The 14965-nt window shown below is 67.6% G+C and carries 12 protein-coding genes; 6 read left to right on the forward strand and 6 right to left on the reverse strand.

Annotated features, from left to right (window positions below):
* Positions 1-98 precede the first annotated feature (98 nt).
* From HPY83_18505 to HPY83_18515, 3 genes are read left to right on the forward strand one after another with little or no spacing between them, the layout of a single operon-like run.
* On the forward strand, positions 99-1304 hold the full coding sequence (locus tag HPY83_18505) for a DUF521 domain-containing protein (protein ID NPV09940.1): 1206 nt from the start codon (positions 99-101) through the stop codon (positions 1302-1304).
* The gene (locus HPY83_18510) at positions 1301-1690 is read left to right on the forward strand and encodes a DUF126 domain-containing protein (protein NPV09941.1); all 390 of its coding nucleotides are present in this window, start codon (positions 1301-1303) and stop codon (positions 1688-1690) included. Before HPY83_18505 ends, HPY83_18510 begins: the two co-directional genes overlap by 4 nt.
* Complete coding sequence (locus tag HPY83_18515; GenBank protein NPV09942.1) at positions 1683-2489, forward strand: isopentenyl phosphate kinase family protein; 807 nt, start codon at positions 1683-1685, stop codon at positions 2487-2489. Before HPY83_18510 ends, HPY83_18515 begins: the two co-directional genes overlap by 8 nt.
* 150 nt (positions 2490-2639) lie before the next feature.
* Here HPY83_18515 and HPY83_18520 read toward each other — a convergent pair whose 3' ends face one another.
* The 4 genes from HPY83_18520 to HPY83_18535 all read right to left on the reverse strand — a co-directional run bounded on the left by HPY83_18520 (position 2640) and on the right by HPY83_18535 (position 4914).
* Positions 2640-3404: a sugar phosphate isomerase/epimerase gene (locus tag HPY83_18520; protein NPV09943.1), complete on the reverse strand. Its 765-nt coding sequence runs from the start codon at positions 3402-3404 to the stop codon at positions 2640-2642.
* Positions 3405-3462: 58 nt separating this feature from the next.
* On the reverse strand, positions 3463-3654 hold the full coding sequence (locus HPY83_18525; protein NPV09944.1) for a hypothetical protein: 192 nt from the start codon (positions 3652-3654) through the stop codon (positions 3463-3465).
* A 38-nt stretch (positions 3655-3692) separates the two neighbouring features.
* A complete protein-coding gene (locus tag HPY83_18530; protein ID NPV09945.1) occupies positions 3693-4004 on the reverse strand; it encodes a hypothetical protein in 312 nt (103 codons plus the stop codon).
* Between the two features lie 124 nt (positions 4005-4128).
* A complete protein-coding gene (locus HPY83_18535; GenBank protein ID NPV09946.1) occupies positions 4129-4914 on the reverse strand; it encodes a mechanosensitive ion channel in 786 nt (261 codons plus the stop codon).
* Positions 4915-5044: 130 nt separating this feature from the next.
* On the opposite strand from HPY83_18535, the gene HPY83_18540 reads away from it, so the two are divergent.
* The 3 genes from HPY83_18540 (at position 5045) to HPY83_18550 (ending at position 10967) form a co-directional block, all read left to right on the forward strand.
* Positions 5045-5566 (forward strand): nitroreductase family protein, encoded by a 522-nt coding sequence (locus tag HPY83_18540; protein ID NPV09947.1) that lies wholly within the window; start codon positions 5045-5047, stop codon positions 5564-5566.
* Positions 5567-5843: 277 nt separating this feature from the next.
* On the forward strand, positions 5844-8585 hold the full coding sequence (locus HPY83_18545; protein ID NPV09948.1) for a DUF2723 domain-containing protein: 2742 nt from the start codon (positions 5844-5846) through the stop codon (positions 8583-8585).
* An 84-nt stretch (positions 8586-8669) separates the two neighbouring features.
* Positions 8670-10967 carry a hypothetical protein gene (locus HPY83_18550; protein ID NPV09949.1) on the forward strand — a complete coding sequence of 766 codons (2298 nt, stop codon included), beginning with the start codon at positions 8670-8672 and terminating at the stop codon, positions 10965-10967.
* Between the two features lie 81 nt (positions 10968-11048).
* Here HPY83_18550 and HPY83_18555 read toward each other — a convergent pair whose 3' ends face one another.
* Complete coding sequence (locus HPY83_18555; protein NPV09950.1) at positions 11049-11426, reverse strand: response regulator; 378 nt, start codon at positions 11424-11426, stop codon at positions 11049-11051.
* Between the two features lie 42 nt (positions 11427-11468).
* A complete protein-coding gene (locus HPY83_18560) occupies positions 11469-14648 on the reverse strand; it encodes a PAS domain S-box protein (GenBank protein ID NPV09951.1) in 3180 nt (1059 codons plus the stop codon).
* Positions 14649-14965: the final 317 nt, after the last annotated feature.

Genomic DNA, 14965 nt, shown 5'->3' on the forward strand with positions numbered 1-14965 from the left:
CCGCATCTCCCCCTCTCCCCCTCTCCGCGTCTCCTCCTCTCTCCCCCGCTGCGGTCTCTGCGGTGAGACCCCTACACCTGACCGCCGAAGAACACTCCATGCTGGCGGGCGAGCAGGGGCCGGGGGTGCAGCGCGCTCTGGAGATGGTGGTGGCGCTGGCGCGCATCTACGGCGCGGCCCGCCTGGTGCCTATCAAGAGTGCCCAGGTTGCCGGCGTCAGTTATGCCAACATAGGCGATGCCGGGCTGGAGTTCCTGCGCCAGTGGGCCGACGAAGGGGCACGCGCCCGTGTCCCCGCCCTGCTCAACCCGGCGGGCATGGACCTGCGCGCCTGGCGGGAGATGGGCACGCCGGAGGAGTTCGCCGCCAAGCAGCAGGCCATCGTCGCGGCCTACGCTCGCCTGGGTGTGCAGCTCACCTGCACCTGCGCTCCCTATCTGTTGGAGGAGAGTCCCCGCCTGGGCGACCACCTGGCGTGGAGCGAGTCTTCGGCGGTGGCCTACGCCAACTCCGTGCTCGGAGCCCGCACCAACCGCGAGGGCGGTCCGGGCGCGCTAGCCGCCGCCATTGTGGGCCGCACCGGCGACTACGGCCTGCACCGGGACGAGGCCCGCCTGCCGGTAGAGGCCTACGAGGTCACCGCCCCGCTGGAGACTGCCGCCGACTGGGGGGCCCTCGGAGCGGCGATCGGGCGAAGCTGCCGTGGGGTGCCCTGGATCGTCCTTTCGGGCAAGGCGGCCGAGTCCGTCTCCCGGCTCGACCCGGCCCGGCTGCGGGATGGCCTGCGCTCCCTGGGCGCCGCCGCCGCGGCCGCGGGGAGCGTGGCCCTCTTCCACGTCGCCGGCCTGACAGCCGAGGCTCGAGCCGGAATGGTGCATCCTCCGGACGTCCATCCGGCCTCCATTCTGTCGCTCGAGCCTGTCTATGGCTCCCTCGACGGGCAAGCTACTCACCTGGACCTGGTGGCCACCGGGTGCCCGCACGCCTCTCTGGAACAACTGGAGGAGGTGGCCCGCTACCTCGAGAGGCGCCGCCTGACCGTCCCTCTGTGGCTCATGGTAGGCAGGGCCGTGGCCGATCGCGCCCGGGAGACCGGTCTGGCGGCCAAGCTGGAAGCTGCCGGCGCCCGCTTGGTCTCCGATACCTGCGTGGTGGTAGCGCCCCTGAGGAGCATGGGAATCACCGCCGTGGCCACCGACTCGGCCAAGGCGGCCTGCTATCTGCCCTGCCACCAGGGGGTGGCGGTGCGCTTCGGGACCCTGGAGCGCTGCCTGGAGGCAGCCGTGCGGGGACGGTGGGAATGAGCCGCACGCTTCGCGGTCGGGCAATCAAGGAGGGCAGGGCCGAGGGCGTCGCCCTGGTGTCGCCAGAGCCCATCGGCTTCTTCGGCGGGGTGGACCCGGAGACGGGGGTGGTGCGCGAGAAGGGGCATCCGCTAGAAGGGGAGAGCATCGCCGGCCGGGTGCTGGTCTTCCCTCGGGGCAAGGGCAGCACGGTGGGCTCCTACGTCATCTACGCCCTGGCGCGCAACGGAGTAGCGCCCGTCGGCATGGTCCTGGAGGACTGCGAGCCCATCGTGGCGCTGGGGGCCATCATGGCCGACATTCCGGTGGTGGACGGGGTTAACACCGAGGGTATCCGCACTGGCGACCGAATACGCATCGAGGGAGATAGGGTAACCATTGGCTGAGCTGGCCTTCCTCAAGCTGGGCGGGTCCCTTATCACCGACAAGACCCGACCCCTCACCGCCCGCGCCGACATCATCGCCCGATGCGCCCGGGAGATCGCCTCCGCCTGGGAGCGGGGCCTGCAGCTGGTAGTGGGCCACGGATCGGGCTCCTACGGGCACGCCGTGGCCCGCCAGTACGGCACCCGCCAGGGCGTCCGCGGGCCGGAGCACTGGTACGGCTACGCCCGGGTAGCCGACGCCGCCCGCCGGCTCAACTGCCTGGTGGTTCAGGCCCTGCTCGAGGAGGAGCTGCCGGCTGTGTCCGTTCCTCCGTCGGCCACGGCGTGGGCCCGAGCGGGGGAATTGCTGCGCATGGACGTCGAGACCATATCCGCCCTCCTGAGTCGGGGGGCGCTGCCAGTGGTCCACGGGGATGTGGCTCTGGACGAGGAGTGGGGCGGGACCATCGTCTCCACCGAGCAGGTGTTGATCTATCTGGCCGCGCCACTGCGCCCGGCGCGCATGGTCCTGGCAGGCGCGGTAGCCGGTGTCTACAGCGCCGATCCCAACCTCGATCCCGGGGCCACTCTCTACTCCCAGGTGACGTCGGCCAACTACGAGGAGGTCCTGCGTCACCTGGGAGGGGCGCGCGGCGCCGACGTGACCGGCGGCATGGCCGACAAGGTGCGTCGGATGTACGACCTGGCCGCCCGCCAACCCGGCCTCACCATCCAGTTGGTGAGCGGCCTGCAGCCCGGCCTGCTCGAACGTACCCTCCTGGGGCGTGCTCTCGATGAAGGGACTAGGATAGAACGCTGATCAGGCACTTGTGTGCCCAAGGTCGCCCTCGACCGAGGTCGGGGCTATCGAGCCTGCGGCTGACCGTCCGCCTGCGCGGACGGATGTCGCGTCCCCGCAGGGGGACGCCCGGCGCAGTAGCGCCCTATAGGCCCGACTTCAGTCGAGGAGCTATCGAATGTCCAGCCCCTTCAGGAAGCTGACGGCGGCGCGGATGTCGCGCTCAGGGTCGTCGCCCACCTCGCGCTCTACCGTCAAGTAACCGTCGAAGCCCACCTGGCGCAGGGCTCTCAGGTAGGTGGGGAAGTCCACGCTGCCCTCGCCCAGTGGCACCTCCTCCTTGCGTCCGTCCGGATGTCGAACGGCGTCCTTGGCGTGGGTGTGCACGATCCAGGGAGCCAGGATCCCGACACCCGCCAGGTGATCGAAGCCATTCATCACCAGGTTCGCCGGGTCGTAATTCACCGCCAGGCCGGGGCTGTCCACCTCTCGCAGAAACTGGGCCAGCGCCGCCGGTGACTCCGGGCCCGTCTCCGTGGCCAGCTTGACGCCGCGCTCACCAGCATAGCCGCCGACGTCGCTCAGGGCCTCCGCCATGGCGGCCCGAGCGGGATCGTCAGGGTCCTCAGGCACCACCCCGATGTGGGTGGTGATGACACCCACCTCCAGGTCGTTGGCCAGGTCTACCACCTTCTTCATGGATGGGACCAGCCATCCTAGCTGCTTGGCCTGGGCGTAGCTCCTGCCATAGTCGGCGCACAGTGCGGAGATCTCCAACCCCAGCCGGCCTAGCTCCTGGCGCAGCCGGCGGCGGCCCTCGGCGTCCAGCTCGTCCGGCGATAGCTCGCCCCGCTCATTGCGTAGCTGCACCCCATCCGCTCCGACATCGGCTGCCTTGGCTAGAGCCTCATAGGCGGGCACACGGAAAGACGACATGATCACACCGATCTTCACCTTGCACCTCCGGGGCCGCAGCCGGGCACCTGGCTGCGTTTCAGATGAGGGGTGCGACCCCCAGCGAGAAGAGAGCCATGGGGAAAGGCGCCGGGCGTGACGGCACCAGCACGGAGATGACCAGCCCGACAGCCATGCTGATGATGACCAGGATGCTAATGACGTAGAAGATGATGGCGCGCTTGCTGATGCCGGAGGGCTTCTGCTTGCTGCGTTTTGGCTTACGAACCATGATTCCTCTCTAGAAGGGACAGCGGATACGCGTCCGGCTCAGGGGCGGTAGTGCTCGAAGCGGTCCATGTCCACCACGAGGGCAGCAGTGCGGACCTCAGGCTGTTGCTCCCGGACCACGCCCAGCAATCCCGAGCGGCCAGCGCTCTCGGGAGCCGGTGCATTCTCCCTGATGATCTCCAGCACCTGGTCCACCTGCTCGTCCTGCACGCCGATCAGCAGAGTAGCGCTCTTGCGGCGCAGGAAGCCACCCATGCTGCTCATGATGGTCACGCGGAACCCCTGCTCCTTGAGGGCGTCAGCGATGGAATCGGCGCCTTCACTGGTCGTCACCGCCAGGACAACTTTCATCAACCCCCCTCAATGGCCTATGTGGAGCCAAGCCCGGGGCGGGAAAATGGCACTGCCCCCGGGGTTCACCGATGCCGCCCTGAATCCGGTATAGGTGCACTGCTGCCTGGGTAGCCCATCGGCCTCACACCAGGCTCAACTCCCGCTCCCGGACCACCTCCAGCGCCACCAGCCGCATACGCCGCTCCAGCGTGTGCAGCTGAGCCGGCAGAACTTTGACAGTCAACTCGAAGGACACCGCCTTGGCGGTGAAATCCACCGGACCCACTACCAACGGAGGCTCCAGGAAACCGCCGAACAGTCCCTCCTGGAGGGTGAGCCGGTCGGCCATCGCCTCCAGCGCCCGCTGGATCTCGCGTAAGTCGTGATCCAGGGCGAAGGTCAGCCGCAAGACCCCTCTAGACCACTCCCTCGTCAGGTTGGACATCACGGTGATGGCGCTGTTGGGCACCACGTGCACCTGGCCCTGCTGGTCTCGCAGCCAGACGGTCCGCATGGTGATGCGCTCCACCGTTCCCGTGACTCCAGCGGCGCGAATCACATCGCCCAGGGAGAACTGCCCCTCTGCCAGGATGAAGACGCCGGCGACGAAGTCGCGTACCAGAGCCTGCGAACCAACCGCGATCGCCAAGCCGGTGATGCCGGCACTGGCGAGCAAAGGGCCGACTGGGATGTTCAGGGCGCTGAGTATGCTCAGGGTGGCAGCAGCGACGATCACTGCTCCCAGCACCGCCCGAACCGCCCGTGCCAACGTGCGGGCCCGTTCCCGTCGGTCGTCCGAGTCGAACGGCACCCGCATCACCAGCCGCTCAAGCCACGTCTGCACGGCGTACCAGGTGACTCCGGCGACCATAAGGATGACGGTGATGCGTAGCCCTGTGGTCAGCCACCAGGCCGCTATGCCGCGCATCACAGTCTGGGCCTCCTGTGCCATGTGCCTCCGTACCGACCGTGGTTGTCAGCGGTCGGGCGCCACTATACACTGCCACTCGATCCGAGTCAACGACGCGCCGGATTGACACACACGCCAGGAGGTAGGAATGAACGACGCACGGCCGGTGCTTCAGACCATACTGGCGCGCCGCTCCATCCGCCGCTATACGGGCGAGGCGGTGAGTCGAGATCAGATCGAGGCTATGCTGGATGCGGCCATGGCTGCTCCCTCGGGCAACGGCGTCCGCCCCTGGGTGATCGTGGTGGTCCAGGATGAGGGACAGCGCCGACGGCTGAGCCAGGTGCATCGCTATGCCCGCATGGTTTCCGAGGCGCCTGTGGCCTTCGCCATGTGCGCCGACCCGGAGGACACCCAATTCTGGGTAGACGACTGCTCCGCCGCCACCGAGAACATCCTGCTGGCGGCTCAGGCCATGGGCCTGGGCGGGGTGTGGATAGGGATCTACCAGCGGCAGGAGTACCAGGAGAAGGTCCGCGAGATACTGCGGTTGCCGAGCAACTTGGCAGTACACTGCTTGATCGCCGTGGGCCACCCGGACGAATCCAAGCCCCCGCACGGCCGCTACAGCCCGGAGGCCGTCTACTGGGACTGGTGCCCACTGCCATGATCGCGGGGGCTCTGAGGGCAGGGCTCCGCCCGGCGAGGAGATGCCCGCCCCCGCGCTGCCTCTCGACGCCCACGCCCCGAGCATCAGGAGTTCGCGCGCCCGCGCGCGAGGAGGCCCCGACAAAGAGCACGCGCCACTGAGGAGCCACTCCGCGCCTGGGGGCACTGACTTCCCGTCTCCCCCTCTCCCCCTCTCCTTGTCTCCCCTTCTCCCCCTCTCTTGTTGGGCGACATAAACTCCACTACACTTGACTCCACTCCAGCTCGGTGAGAGAAGCGTGCGAAAGGCCAGACGGCCGACCAGGCCCAGGGCGTCGCCGGCCGCCAACTGGCGCCCCGCCGGTGCGGATGTGGCCGCTACCGTGGGCCTGGGGATGGCATTCCTGCTGTTGTACGGGCTCACGGCGGCCCCCTCGGTGGCCACCGTGTTCGATGATAGCCTCGAGTTCCAGGTGGTGGCCTACACCCTGGGGATCGCCCACCCCACCGGCTACCCTCTCTACACCCTTCTGGGATGGTTAGTCACCCGGCTGCCCTGGGCGGAGCCGGCGCAGGGCGTGAACCTACTCTCGGCCCTCTTCGGGGCGGTCACCGTGGCCGGCTTGTATGGGGTCGGGCGGCAACTGACCTGCGGGCGGTTGGCGGCGGCTGCGGGAGCGGTGGCCGTGGGCGTTTCGCCGGTGCTGTGGTCCCAATCCACCATTGCCGAGGTGTACACTCTCCATACCGCCTTCGTCGTGGTGGTGCTGTGGCTGGCCCTCTGGGCGGGTGAGGCTCAGTCCCGCTGGCGAACGGGGGTGAGGCGCGCCTATCCCCTGGCGGTCGTCTTCGGCCTCAGCCTAACGCATCACCGTATGTCCTTCCTCCTCCTCCCGGCGCTGCTGGCCTACCTATGGTGGGCCTTCGGCCGGAGATTCCGGGTACGGCACTGGCGGCGGCTGGCGGGACTGGCTCTGGCGCCGCTCCTTCTCTACGCCTATCTCCCTCTACGAGGGATGTTCACCTCCTCCCTGGACGGCACCTACGTCAACTCGCCCGCCGGGTTCCTTAACCACGTGACCGGTGCCGGCTACAACGTCTTCCTTGCCGGTCAGGCCCCCGGTATCCCGCCCCGGGATGCGAGCGCATACCTGGAGCTCTTTCTGGACCAGTTCGGACCGCTCGCCCTGGCATTGGCGCTGCTCGGCCTGGCCGTGCTCCTTCGCCGCCGAGGACCGGTGCTGCTGCTGGGGCTGACCCTGGCACTCAACCTGGCCTTTGCCCTCTCGTACCGGGTGGCCGACTACGAGGTCTTCTTCCTCCCCTCCTTCGTGCTTACCGGCATTCTGCTGGCGCAGGGCACGGACGCCCTCCGCCGATGGGCCGGCCGTGTCCTGGGCCGCCTGCGGCCGGGCCTGGCGGCCGGGGGGCACCTGCTTCCCGGCCTGGTTCTCCTGATCGCTTTGGCCCCCTTGCCCTACCGTTGGCCGGAGCAGGACCGTTCTCAAGCCTGGTCGGTGGCTCGCTTGGGCCGCGCCTGGCTCTCCTCGGCCGAGCCCGGCAGCGTCGTCGTCGGCATCCTGGGCGAGACCACCCTCATGCGCTACTTCCAGGTGTCCGAGGGATTGGCACCGGGCACGGAGCTGGTGGCCGCTGACGACGAGCGCGTCCGCCTGGACACGGTGAGCTGGCTGGTGAGCCGCGGGCGCACTACCTACCTGACTCGGCCGCTCCCCGGCGTGGGTCGCACGTTCGCCCTGGACGCCGCGGGCGAACTCATCCGCGTGTCCCGTCCCCAGAGCGGGGAACAGGGCACCGGTACCGAAGTGGCTCCGGGTCTGCGACTGGTCGGCTGGCAGTGGACCGTGGGCGAGCACCGCGGCCGGGCCAACCTGAGCCTGCACCTGCGCTGGAACGCCCCCCACGGGTTGTCCGAGCCCTTGAAGATCTCTGCCCGGGCGAGCCGAGACGGCCAAGTGGTGGCGGCGCTTGATGCTGAGCCGGTCCACAATGCCTATCCTACCCCCCTCTGGCGACCTGGGGAGGTGGTCGAAGACTACTATCTGCTGGAGATGCCCGTGGGCGACCCGGGAGGCACCGTGGACGTCTCGGTGGTGGTCTACTCGCCGGAGACGGGCGCCCAGCGGGGGCAAGCAGGCCTGGGGTCGGCTCAGGTCCCCCCCAGCCCCGGCGAGCGGCCGGCCGCGGAGTGGGGCCTGCGGCCGGCAGCAACCTGGCTGAGCGACGGCACCCGCCTTGTGGGAGTGAGCCTCGCGCCTCGGACCCAGGCCCGCGTCGGAGAGACTTTGCCCCTGGGACTGCTGTGGCGTTCCCGCCCCTGGAGCAGGGACTCCACTTCGCTGATGCTTCGCCTGACCCGCCGGGGCGGCGGCACGGCTGCCGAGCTACCTGTCGCTTTAGAGCTAGGAGGGACCCGACCTTCCGGCCTACTCAGGCAGGACCTGGCCGTCACCCTGCCCGCCCGACTGGAGTCCGGCACCTACCGCCTCCTGCTGGAAAGCGAGGGCATCCTCCTTCGCTGGGGCTGGCCTCCTCTCACGCGTCAGTTGGAACTGTCGGTCCTGGAAGTGCAGGGACGGACTAGGCTATATGAGCGCCCCCGGCCCGGGATCGGTCTCGCGGCCACCTTCCGCGACCGCGCCACAGACCAGGATCAGGCCCGGCTCATTGGGTACGACCTACAGCCCGAGGGTGGCCGGCTGCGGGTGATTCTATACTGGCAGGCGCTGGGCGAGCCCGACCGGAGCTACAAAGTCTTCGTGCACTGCCTGGACGCTGGAGGAGAGATCCTGGCCCAGAGCGACCAGGAGCCGGACGGGGGCCGCGCCCCCACTGATTCCTGGATCAGAGGCGAGTACATCATAGACCATCACCAACTCGACCTCCCCGAGGGGAGCGAGGGCTGCGTCCAACTGCTGGTCGGGCTGTACACCGCCGACGGGGTCCGTATGCCGGCCACCGCCGACACCCTGGTGCTCGGTGGCGACGCGGTGGTCCTGACCGGGTCGCGGCCGAAGTGACCCGGGGCCAGTGAGGAGTGAGCTGTCGAGGGCAGGGATGATGGGCGATAGGCACCGGGACCCACACGCCGCCGCCGAGGGATCGTGATCCACGCGTCACGCGTCACGCGTCACCTGCCTCGCCTCGCCGTGCTCCTCTCCTGCACCCTGGCCCTCGCGCTGCGGCTGCATCGCCTGGGCGACGCTAACGTCTGGTGGGATGAGGGCTTCGGCGTGTGGCTGGCGCGCATGAGCGTGCCGGACGCCATCATCCGCACTGCCTACGACGTCCATCCTCCCCTGTACTACGTCCTGCTTCACTACTGGCGCCTGGTCGCCGGCGAGAGCGAGTTCGCTCTCCGGTTCCTATCGCTTCTCTGGGGGGTAGCCCTCGTCGCCGTCACCTTTCGGCTGGGGAGCAGGGCTGTCTCCCCGGGGGCGGGAGTGGTCTCGGCCGGCATGGTGGCCATCACTCCCTTTAGCCTCGTCTGGCCGCAGCAGATCCGCATGTACTCGCTGGTAACGTTCCTCGGGATAGGATCCACCTGGCTGCTTCTTGGGACCTGGCGCAACTGGCGTCGGCCAGCAGCCTACGTAGTGGCGGTGCTGGTTATGCTCCACTCCCACGCCCTGGCAGCCCTGTTCCTGCCTCTGCACGGAGCCCTCTGGCTGACGCGCCTGGCAGCAGGGCGCCGGGCGGGCTGGTGGCACTTCCCGGCCGCCCAGGCGGCCGTGGCTGTGGGGATGGTGCCCTGGCTGGCAGTGTTCTTGCCCCGCCTGACCAGCTGGTCGGCGGCCCAGCCCGTGTCGCCCGCGTCGTATCTGATTGCCTACTGGAGCGCCCTGGTCCGCGGTACGGCGGTCAACCTGGAGCGAGAGGCGCCGCTGCTCGGCCTGGCCGCGGCCCTGCTCCTCGTGTGCTCCATCCTGGCCTTGTGGCCTTCGCACAGCGGGCAGCGCGTCCGGCACCCGAGGCGCCAGGGGCGCTGGGTGCTGCTCTTGGGGGTCTTCTTGCCTCCTCTGCTGGTCTACCTGCTATCTCAGCCTCGGAGCCTCTTCTACAGCCCGCCCCCGGAGCCCAGGTACTTGAGCCCCTTCTCGCCCTTCGTCTACCTGTTGTGGGCCGCGGGGATAGCGGAGGCATGGCGGCGTTGGCGCCCGGGAGGAGTAGTGCTGCTGGCGGGCAGCCTGCTCTGCCTGTCGGCCGGCCTGCCCCAGTACTACCGCCAGAGAGTGCCCCAGGACGACTACCGCTCCGCCGCCTGCACTCTGGAGACCTACAGGCGGCCCGACGACCTGGTGTTCCTCCACACCGACAGCGACTGGCCCGTCTTCGCCTACCACTACGCGGGCGGCTGGCAGGGAGTGCCCAATGACGTGCGCTGGGACGATACCTCGGCCGCCGGGTTCCTGGGCCAGTTCCTCCCCGACCGGCAGGTAGCCTGGCTGCTCCTCACTCCGGACGCCCTCCGTGCCGATCCCGGACTGGCCCTGGAGCGGGAGCTGGCCCGCTGGTGCGAAGAGGAAGGCTGCCAGGTGAGCCAGTGGCGCCTGGGGGAGCATCGACTGCTTCGCTTCAGCCGCGGCCTGCCCCTGCCTACTCCATCGCTGGCGCCGGCCCTGGTGCGCGACCGATACGGGTTCGAGGGGTTGTGGTGGCCCTATCGCCGCGCCCGCGTGCACGAGGAGTGGCGTCTCTACGCCTGGTGGTCCGGCGGTCCGCCATTCCCCCGCCTGGAACTGGTGGGCCCGGACGGCCAAGTACTCAGAGCGGAACCCACCAGCGACGAAGGGGCCGAGGAGGGTCTAGTGCGCCTGGAGTACCGCTTCCTGCCTGGCCAGGTGGGCCTCCACGAGCTCAGGCCTGCCGGCGGCACGAGGATCTGGCAGGGGGCTGCCGACGCGATCATGACTCTGGTCGTGGAGGGCCTGGACCCGGCGCCGGAATGGTCGGGTGGCGTGTTCACGCCGGTTGAGGTCACCTTCGGCAAAGCCATCCATCTCCAGGGCGTTTCCTTGGGCACTGCGGCAGTGGCGGCGGGCGAGGAGCTGTGCGTCAGCCTACAGTGGGCGGCCCTCCGCCGGGTGGATCAGTCCTACACCGTCTTCGTGCATCTCCTGGGTGAGACCTATAACGCCGATCGGGGCAACTTCCTCTGGGGGCAACACGACGGACGACCGGCGGGAGGCCTCCGGCCCACCACCTCCTGGGCGGAGGGCGAGATCATCGCCGATCGGCACTGCTTCACCGTGGATGCCCACGCACCCACGGGGGACTACCTGATCGAAACGGGCCTGTACGATGCCACCACGGGCGCGCGCCTGCCCGTGACAGCCGGCAAAGGAGAGGGTGACCGGGTGCTGGTGGGCCCGGTGGCGGTAACCTCGCCGGCGGAAGGTTGACCGCGCTAATGAGACTCTGATCAGAGAGGACTGGGTCGAGAGATCATCGGGAATCAGCGCAGCATCAGCATCATCAGCGTGCTATGCTCTAGCGCTGTCCAGCAGCCCTTGCACCTGGGTGGTCAGCTCCTTTAGAGGCAGCGGCTTGGACAGGTGCACATCGGCTCCGCATTCGCGACTCCGTCGCACGTCCTTCTCATCCCGACGGGCGCTTATCATGAGGACGGGGATGGCAGAGGTCTCCCGGATGGCCCGGCAGACCTCCCATCCGCTCATCCCCGGCATCATTACGTCGAGAATGACTATATCGGGCTCATCGGCCCGAAACGAGTCCAGCGCCTCTCGACCGTTCGATGCCACACTCACCGCCAGGCCCATCCCGCCCAGGTAGTAGGCTACCAACCTCAGGATAGCTGGATCGTCATCTGCAACCAACGCCTTCTTGCCCTCAATGCCCATAGCCGCTTACACCCTTCCTCGTCGCTAACTCGGAACCGAATGTTACTCCCCTCCCGCCTGCTCTCGGGGCAGCCTCACCCGGAAGGTAGTGCCCTCACCGAGCCTACTCTCCACTTCGATACACCCTCCGTGCGCCTCGACAATCTCCCGGGCGATGTAGAGGCCCAGGCCGGTGCCCGACGCCCGACCTGCGTTCGTGCCCCGGTAGAAACGCTCGAAGATATGAGGCATGTCTTCCGGGGCGATGCCGATGCCTCTGTCGCTGACCTCGATGTGGACTTCGTCGCCGGTGCCCCAGCACCGCAGTTTGATGCTGGCCCCGTTGGGGCTGAACTTGATGGCATTGCCAATCAGGTTGCTCAGCACCTGTCCCAGGCGCTGGCTGTCGCCGGTGAGGACCGGCAGATCGCTCTCGAGCTCCAGCTCCAGGAGCTGCTGCTTCTCCTGTGCCATAGGTTTCATCAGCTCGAGTGTCTGCTCGGCCAGTCTGTCTAACCGAACGGGCTCGAGCATGAGCTGGAACGTACGCTGGTCTAGCCGGGTGAGATCGAGGAGGTCATCTATCAGGAGGTTCAGCCTGACTGAGCTGTCGAATATCACCTGGAGGAATTCGCGATGCACATCGTCGTGCCCGTGCACCAGTCCGGTCAGCAGGAGCTCGCTATACCCCATGATAGAGGCCAGAGGAGTGCGCAGCTCGTGAGAGATGACGGAAAGGAACTGATCCTTGGACCGCTCCAGGTTCTCCCGCTCCCGCTCCACGTCCTTGAGGCTGGTGATGTCCTCGAACACACCCACCGCGCCCGTCACCCGGCCCGAGGCATCCCGCACCGGCGCCGTCGCCATCAACAGGTCGTGGCGCTGTCCATCCGGCCACACGATCGCCAGTTCGACATTCCGGCACACCTCGCCGTCCAGCGCCGAGCGGGTGAGTGGCAACTGCCGCGGGTCGCAAGGAGTGCCGTCGGGCTGACAGAGGTTAAGGGAGGCATGGGCAGCGAAGTCCTTGCCGTAGGGAACGGGCCGGACGTACAGCTCTTCCGCCCGGCGATTGGCCATCACCACCCGCGCCCGCTCATCTGCTACCACGACCGCCATAGGAGCGTTCTCGACGATCGCCCTGAGGCGGCCGCGTTCCAGGTCCAGCTCTCCGGTCAGCCGCTCGAGCTGGTCCCTCTGGGCTGTGAGCTCCTCCATCTGTACCGCCAGCTCTTCAGCCTGGACCTGCAGTTCCTCGTTTGCTGCCGCCAGCTCTTCGTTAGCCTCCTGCAAGGCCTCTCGGGCGCGGCGCAGCTCGCTCACGTCGTGAAAGGCCAAGACAGCCCCCAATACTGCACCGTCGCCGGAGCGAATAGGAGCGGCGCTGGTGACCGACCAGAACGTCTGGCCGTCAGGAGACAGCCGCCCGATCACTTCCTCCTGCACCAGTTCGCCACGCAGAGCCTTCTCCGCTGGCCACTCCTGCAGCGGGAGATCGGTACCGTCGTCGCGCACAAACCGGTAGATCTTCGCCCGCTCTTGCGCCGAGAGCCCCTCGCCCTGGTGAGGGTAGGGCGTGAAGCGGGCAGCTACCCCGTTCATGCGGACAATGCGACCGTCGGGCCCATAGACGATCACGCCGGTAGGGATGGTGGCGAAAACCGCGTCAAGCTCGGCCGCCCTACGCTCGGCCTCCTGTACCGCCCGTTCCGCCAGAGCCCGGGCTTCCTCCAGGCGTTCCTGGGTCCGGCGCATCTCGGTGATGTCGGCCAAAACGACGACCGCCCCCAGAGGGCGGCCTTCCGACGCCAGAACGGGGGCGGCGCTGCAGATCAGCCAGCGGATGTCCCCGTCAGGCTGTCCTAAGCCGAGCAGCTCCGAGCGCACGGTCTCCCCCCGCAAGGCTCGAGCGACGGGCAGTTGCTCCAACGAGTACGGCTGTCCATCCTCTCGTACGAGGAGTCGAGTAGCGATTCGCTCCCTGTAGGTCTGACTCAACTGCTCCGGGGAGTACTGGAGCAGACTCTGGGCGGCCGAATTCAGAAGCACGATCCTGCCCTCGGGGTCATGCACCAGTATCGCATCCGCGATGGAATCCAGTACTGCCTCCAGGAAGGCCCGCTGCCTGCGGTTCTCCTCCAACAGCCGCTCGCGCTCGTGTTCTGCGTGCCTCTGGGCGGTCACGTCCCGGCTGTAGACATTCACATAGCCTTCTGTGGCTACCGGCACAAACTGCAGCCAGTGGATGCGGTCACCCGCCCTCAGCTCCAGGTCCACCTTCTTGCCCGTGGTGAGAGCCTGATCTATCGCCCGCCGCCATGCCCACGGAACCGACTGGCCCGGTCCCGGCACCTCTCGGCCTCCTAGCATGGCAGCGGCCTGGTTGGCGTAGAGAAGCACGCCCTCGGCGTCGATCCGCATCACGGGGTCGGGGTTCTCGCTCGGGAAACGAGCCAGATTCTCCACCTCCTTCAGTAACCGGTCGCGCTCTCGCTCCGCCTGCACCCTGTCAGTAATATCGCGGTTGGTACTGCGTCTCCCCAGATAGGTACCGTCATCGGCGTAGATGGACTGGCAGACATGCTCGATCCATCGCTCCTCGCCGAATCGGGTGCGGATCCTGAATTCGATAGCACGCCGGTGGTTGGCGACTTCGTGTTCATCGAAGCGGGCCAAGTCGTCAGGGTGGATGATGCGCCTCAGGAGGCCGCGGTCGGCTTCGAACTCCTTGGGCCCATACCCGGAGAGGCGCACCGATGAAGGGGAGCAGTAGAAGGAGTAATCCTCGGGGCCTACCCACATCTCCCAATCATGCGAGCTCTCGGCCACCGTCCGGTACAGCAGCTCCGATTGCCGCAACGCCTCGGTCTGCTTCCGCTCGCTTATGTCAGTGACAAAGGCGTAGCTGTAGGCCACCTGCCCATGCTCGTCCAGCACCTCGTGCAGCAGTACCTCTATCGGCACGCGCGAGCCATCCTTGCGGATGCACTCCTGCTCGTGGCGCTGGGGGCGGCCCGTGCGGTGAAGCTCCTGCACCGCACGGGCCAGCAGGTCTCGCCATTCCGGAGGGGTGAGGTCGGCAGCCCAGTCAACCGAAGGTAGCTCCTCGGGGCTGTAGCCGGTGAGCGCGCAGAAAGCCGGGTTGGCATAGAGGATCTTGCCCTCGGGCGTGCGCACGGCGAGGGCCTGGCAGCAGTTGTCCAGTATCAGTCCCGGATCCCAGGGAAGGTCCCATGGAGGCATAGGCGTCACCTCTGATGTCACCTCCAGCAATGCCGCACCGGCCGGGCGAACTCCCGAGGGGCGGTTCCGTCGGCTGGGCCAGGTGCACCCGGCGAAGGACACCCGGAAGACGCCGGGACTCGCCAACCTGAAAAGCCTCGCTTATAGTGCAGTGCCGAGCGAACCGTGTCAAGAGGCGCTGGGGGCAGGACAGGGCTTTTCAGTGCTCTGACAGGAGCGGCCAGTTATGTTATGCTAGTGGCAATCTGAGGCTGAGGTTGGGGCGATGGTGGATGAGACAGGGGAGGAAAGCCTGCTGGAGGGGTTGGCGCGGCTTC

The sequence above is a fragment of the Anaerolineae bacterium genome, assembly GCA_013178015.1.
Lineage (GTDB): Bacteria > Chloroflexota > Anaerolineae > DRVO01 > DRVO01 > Ch71.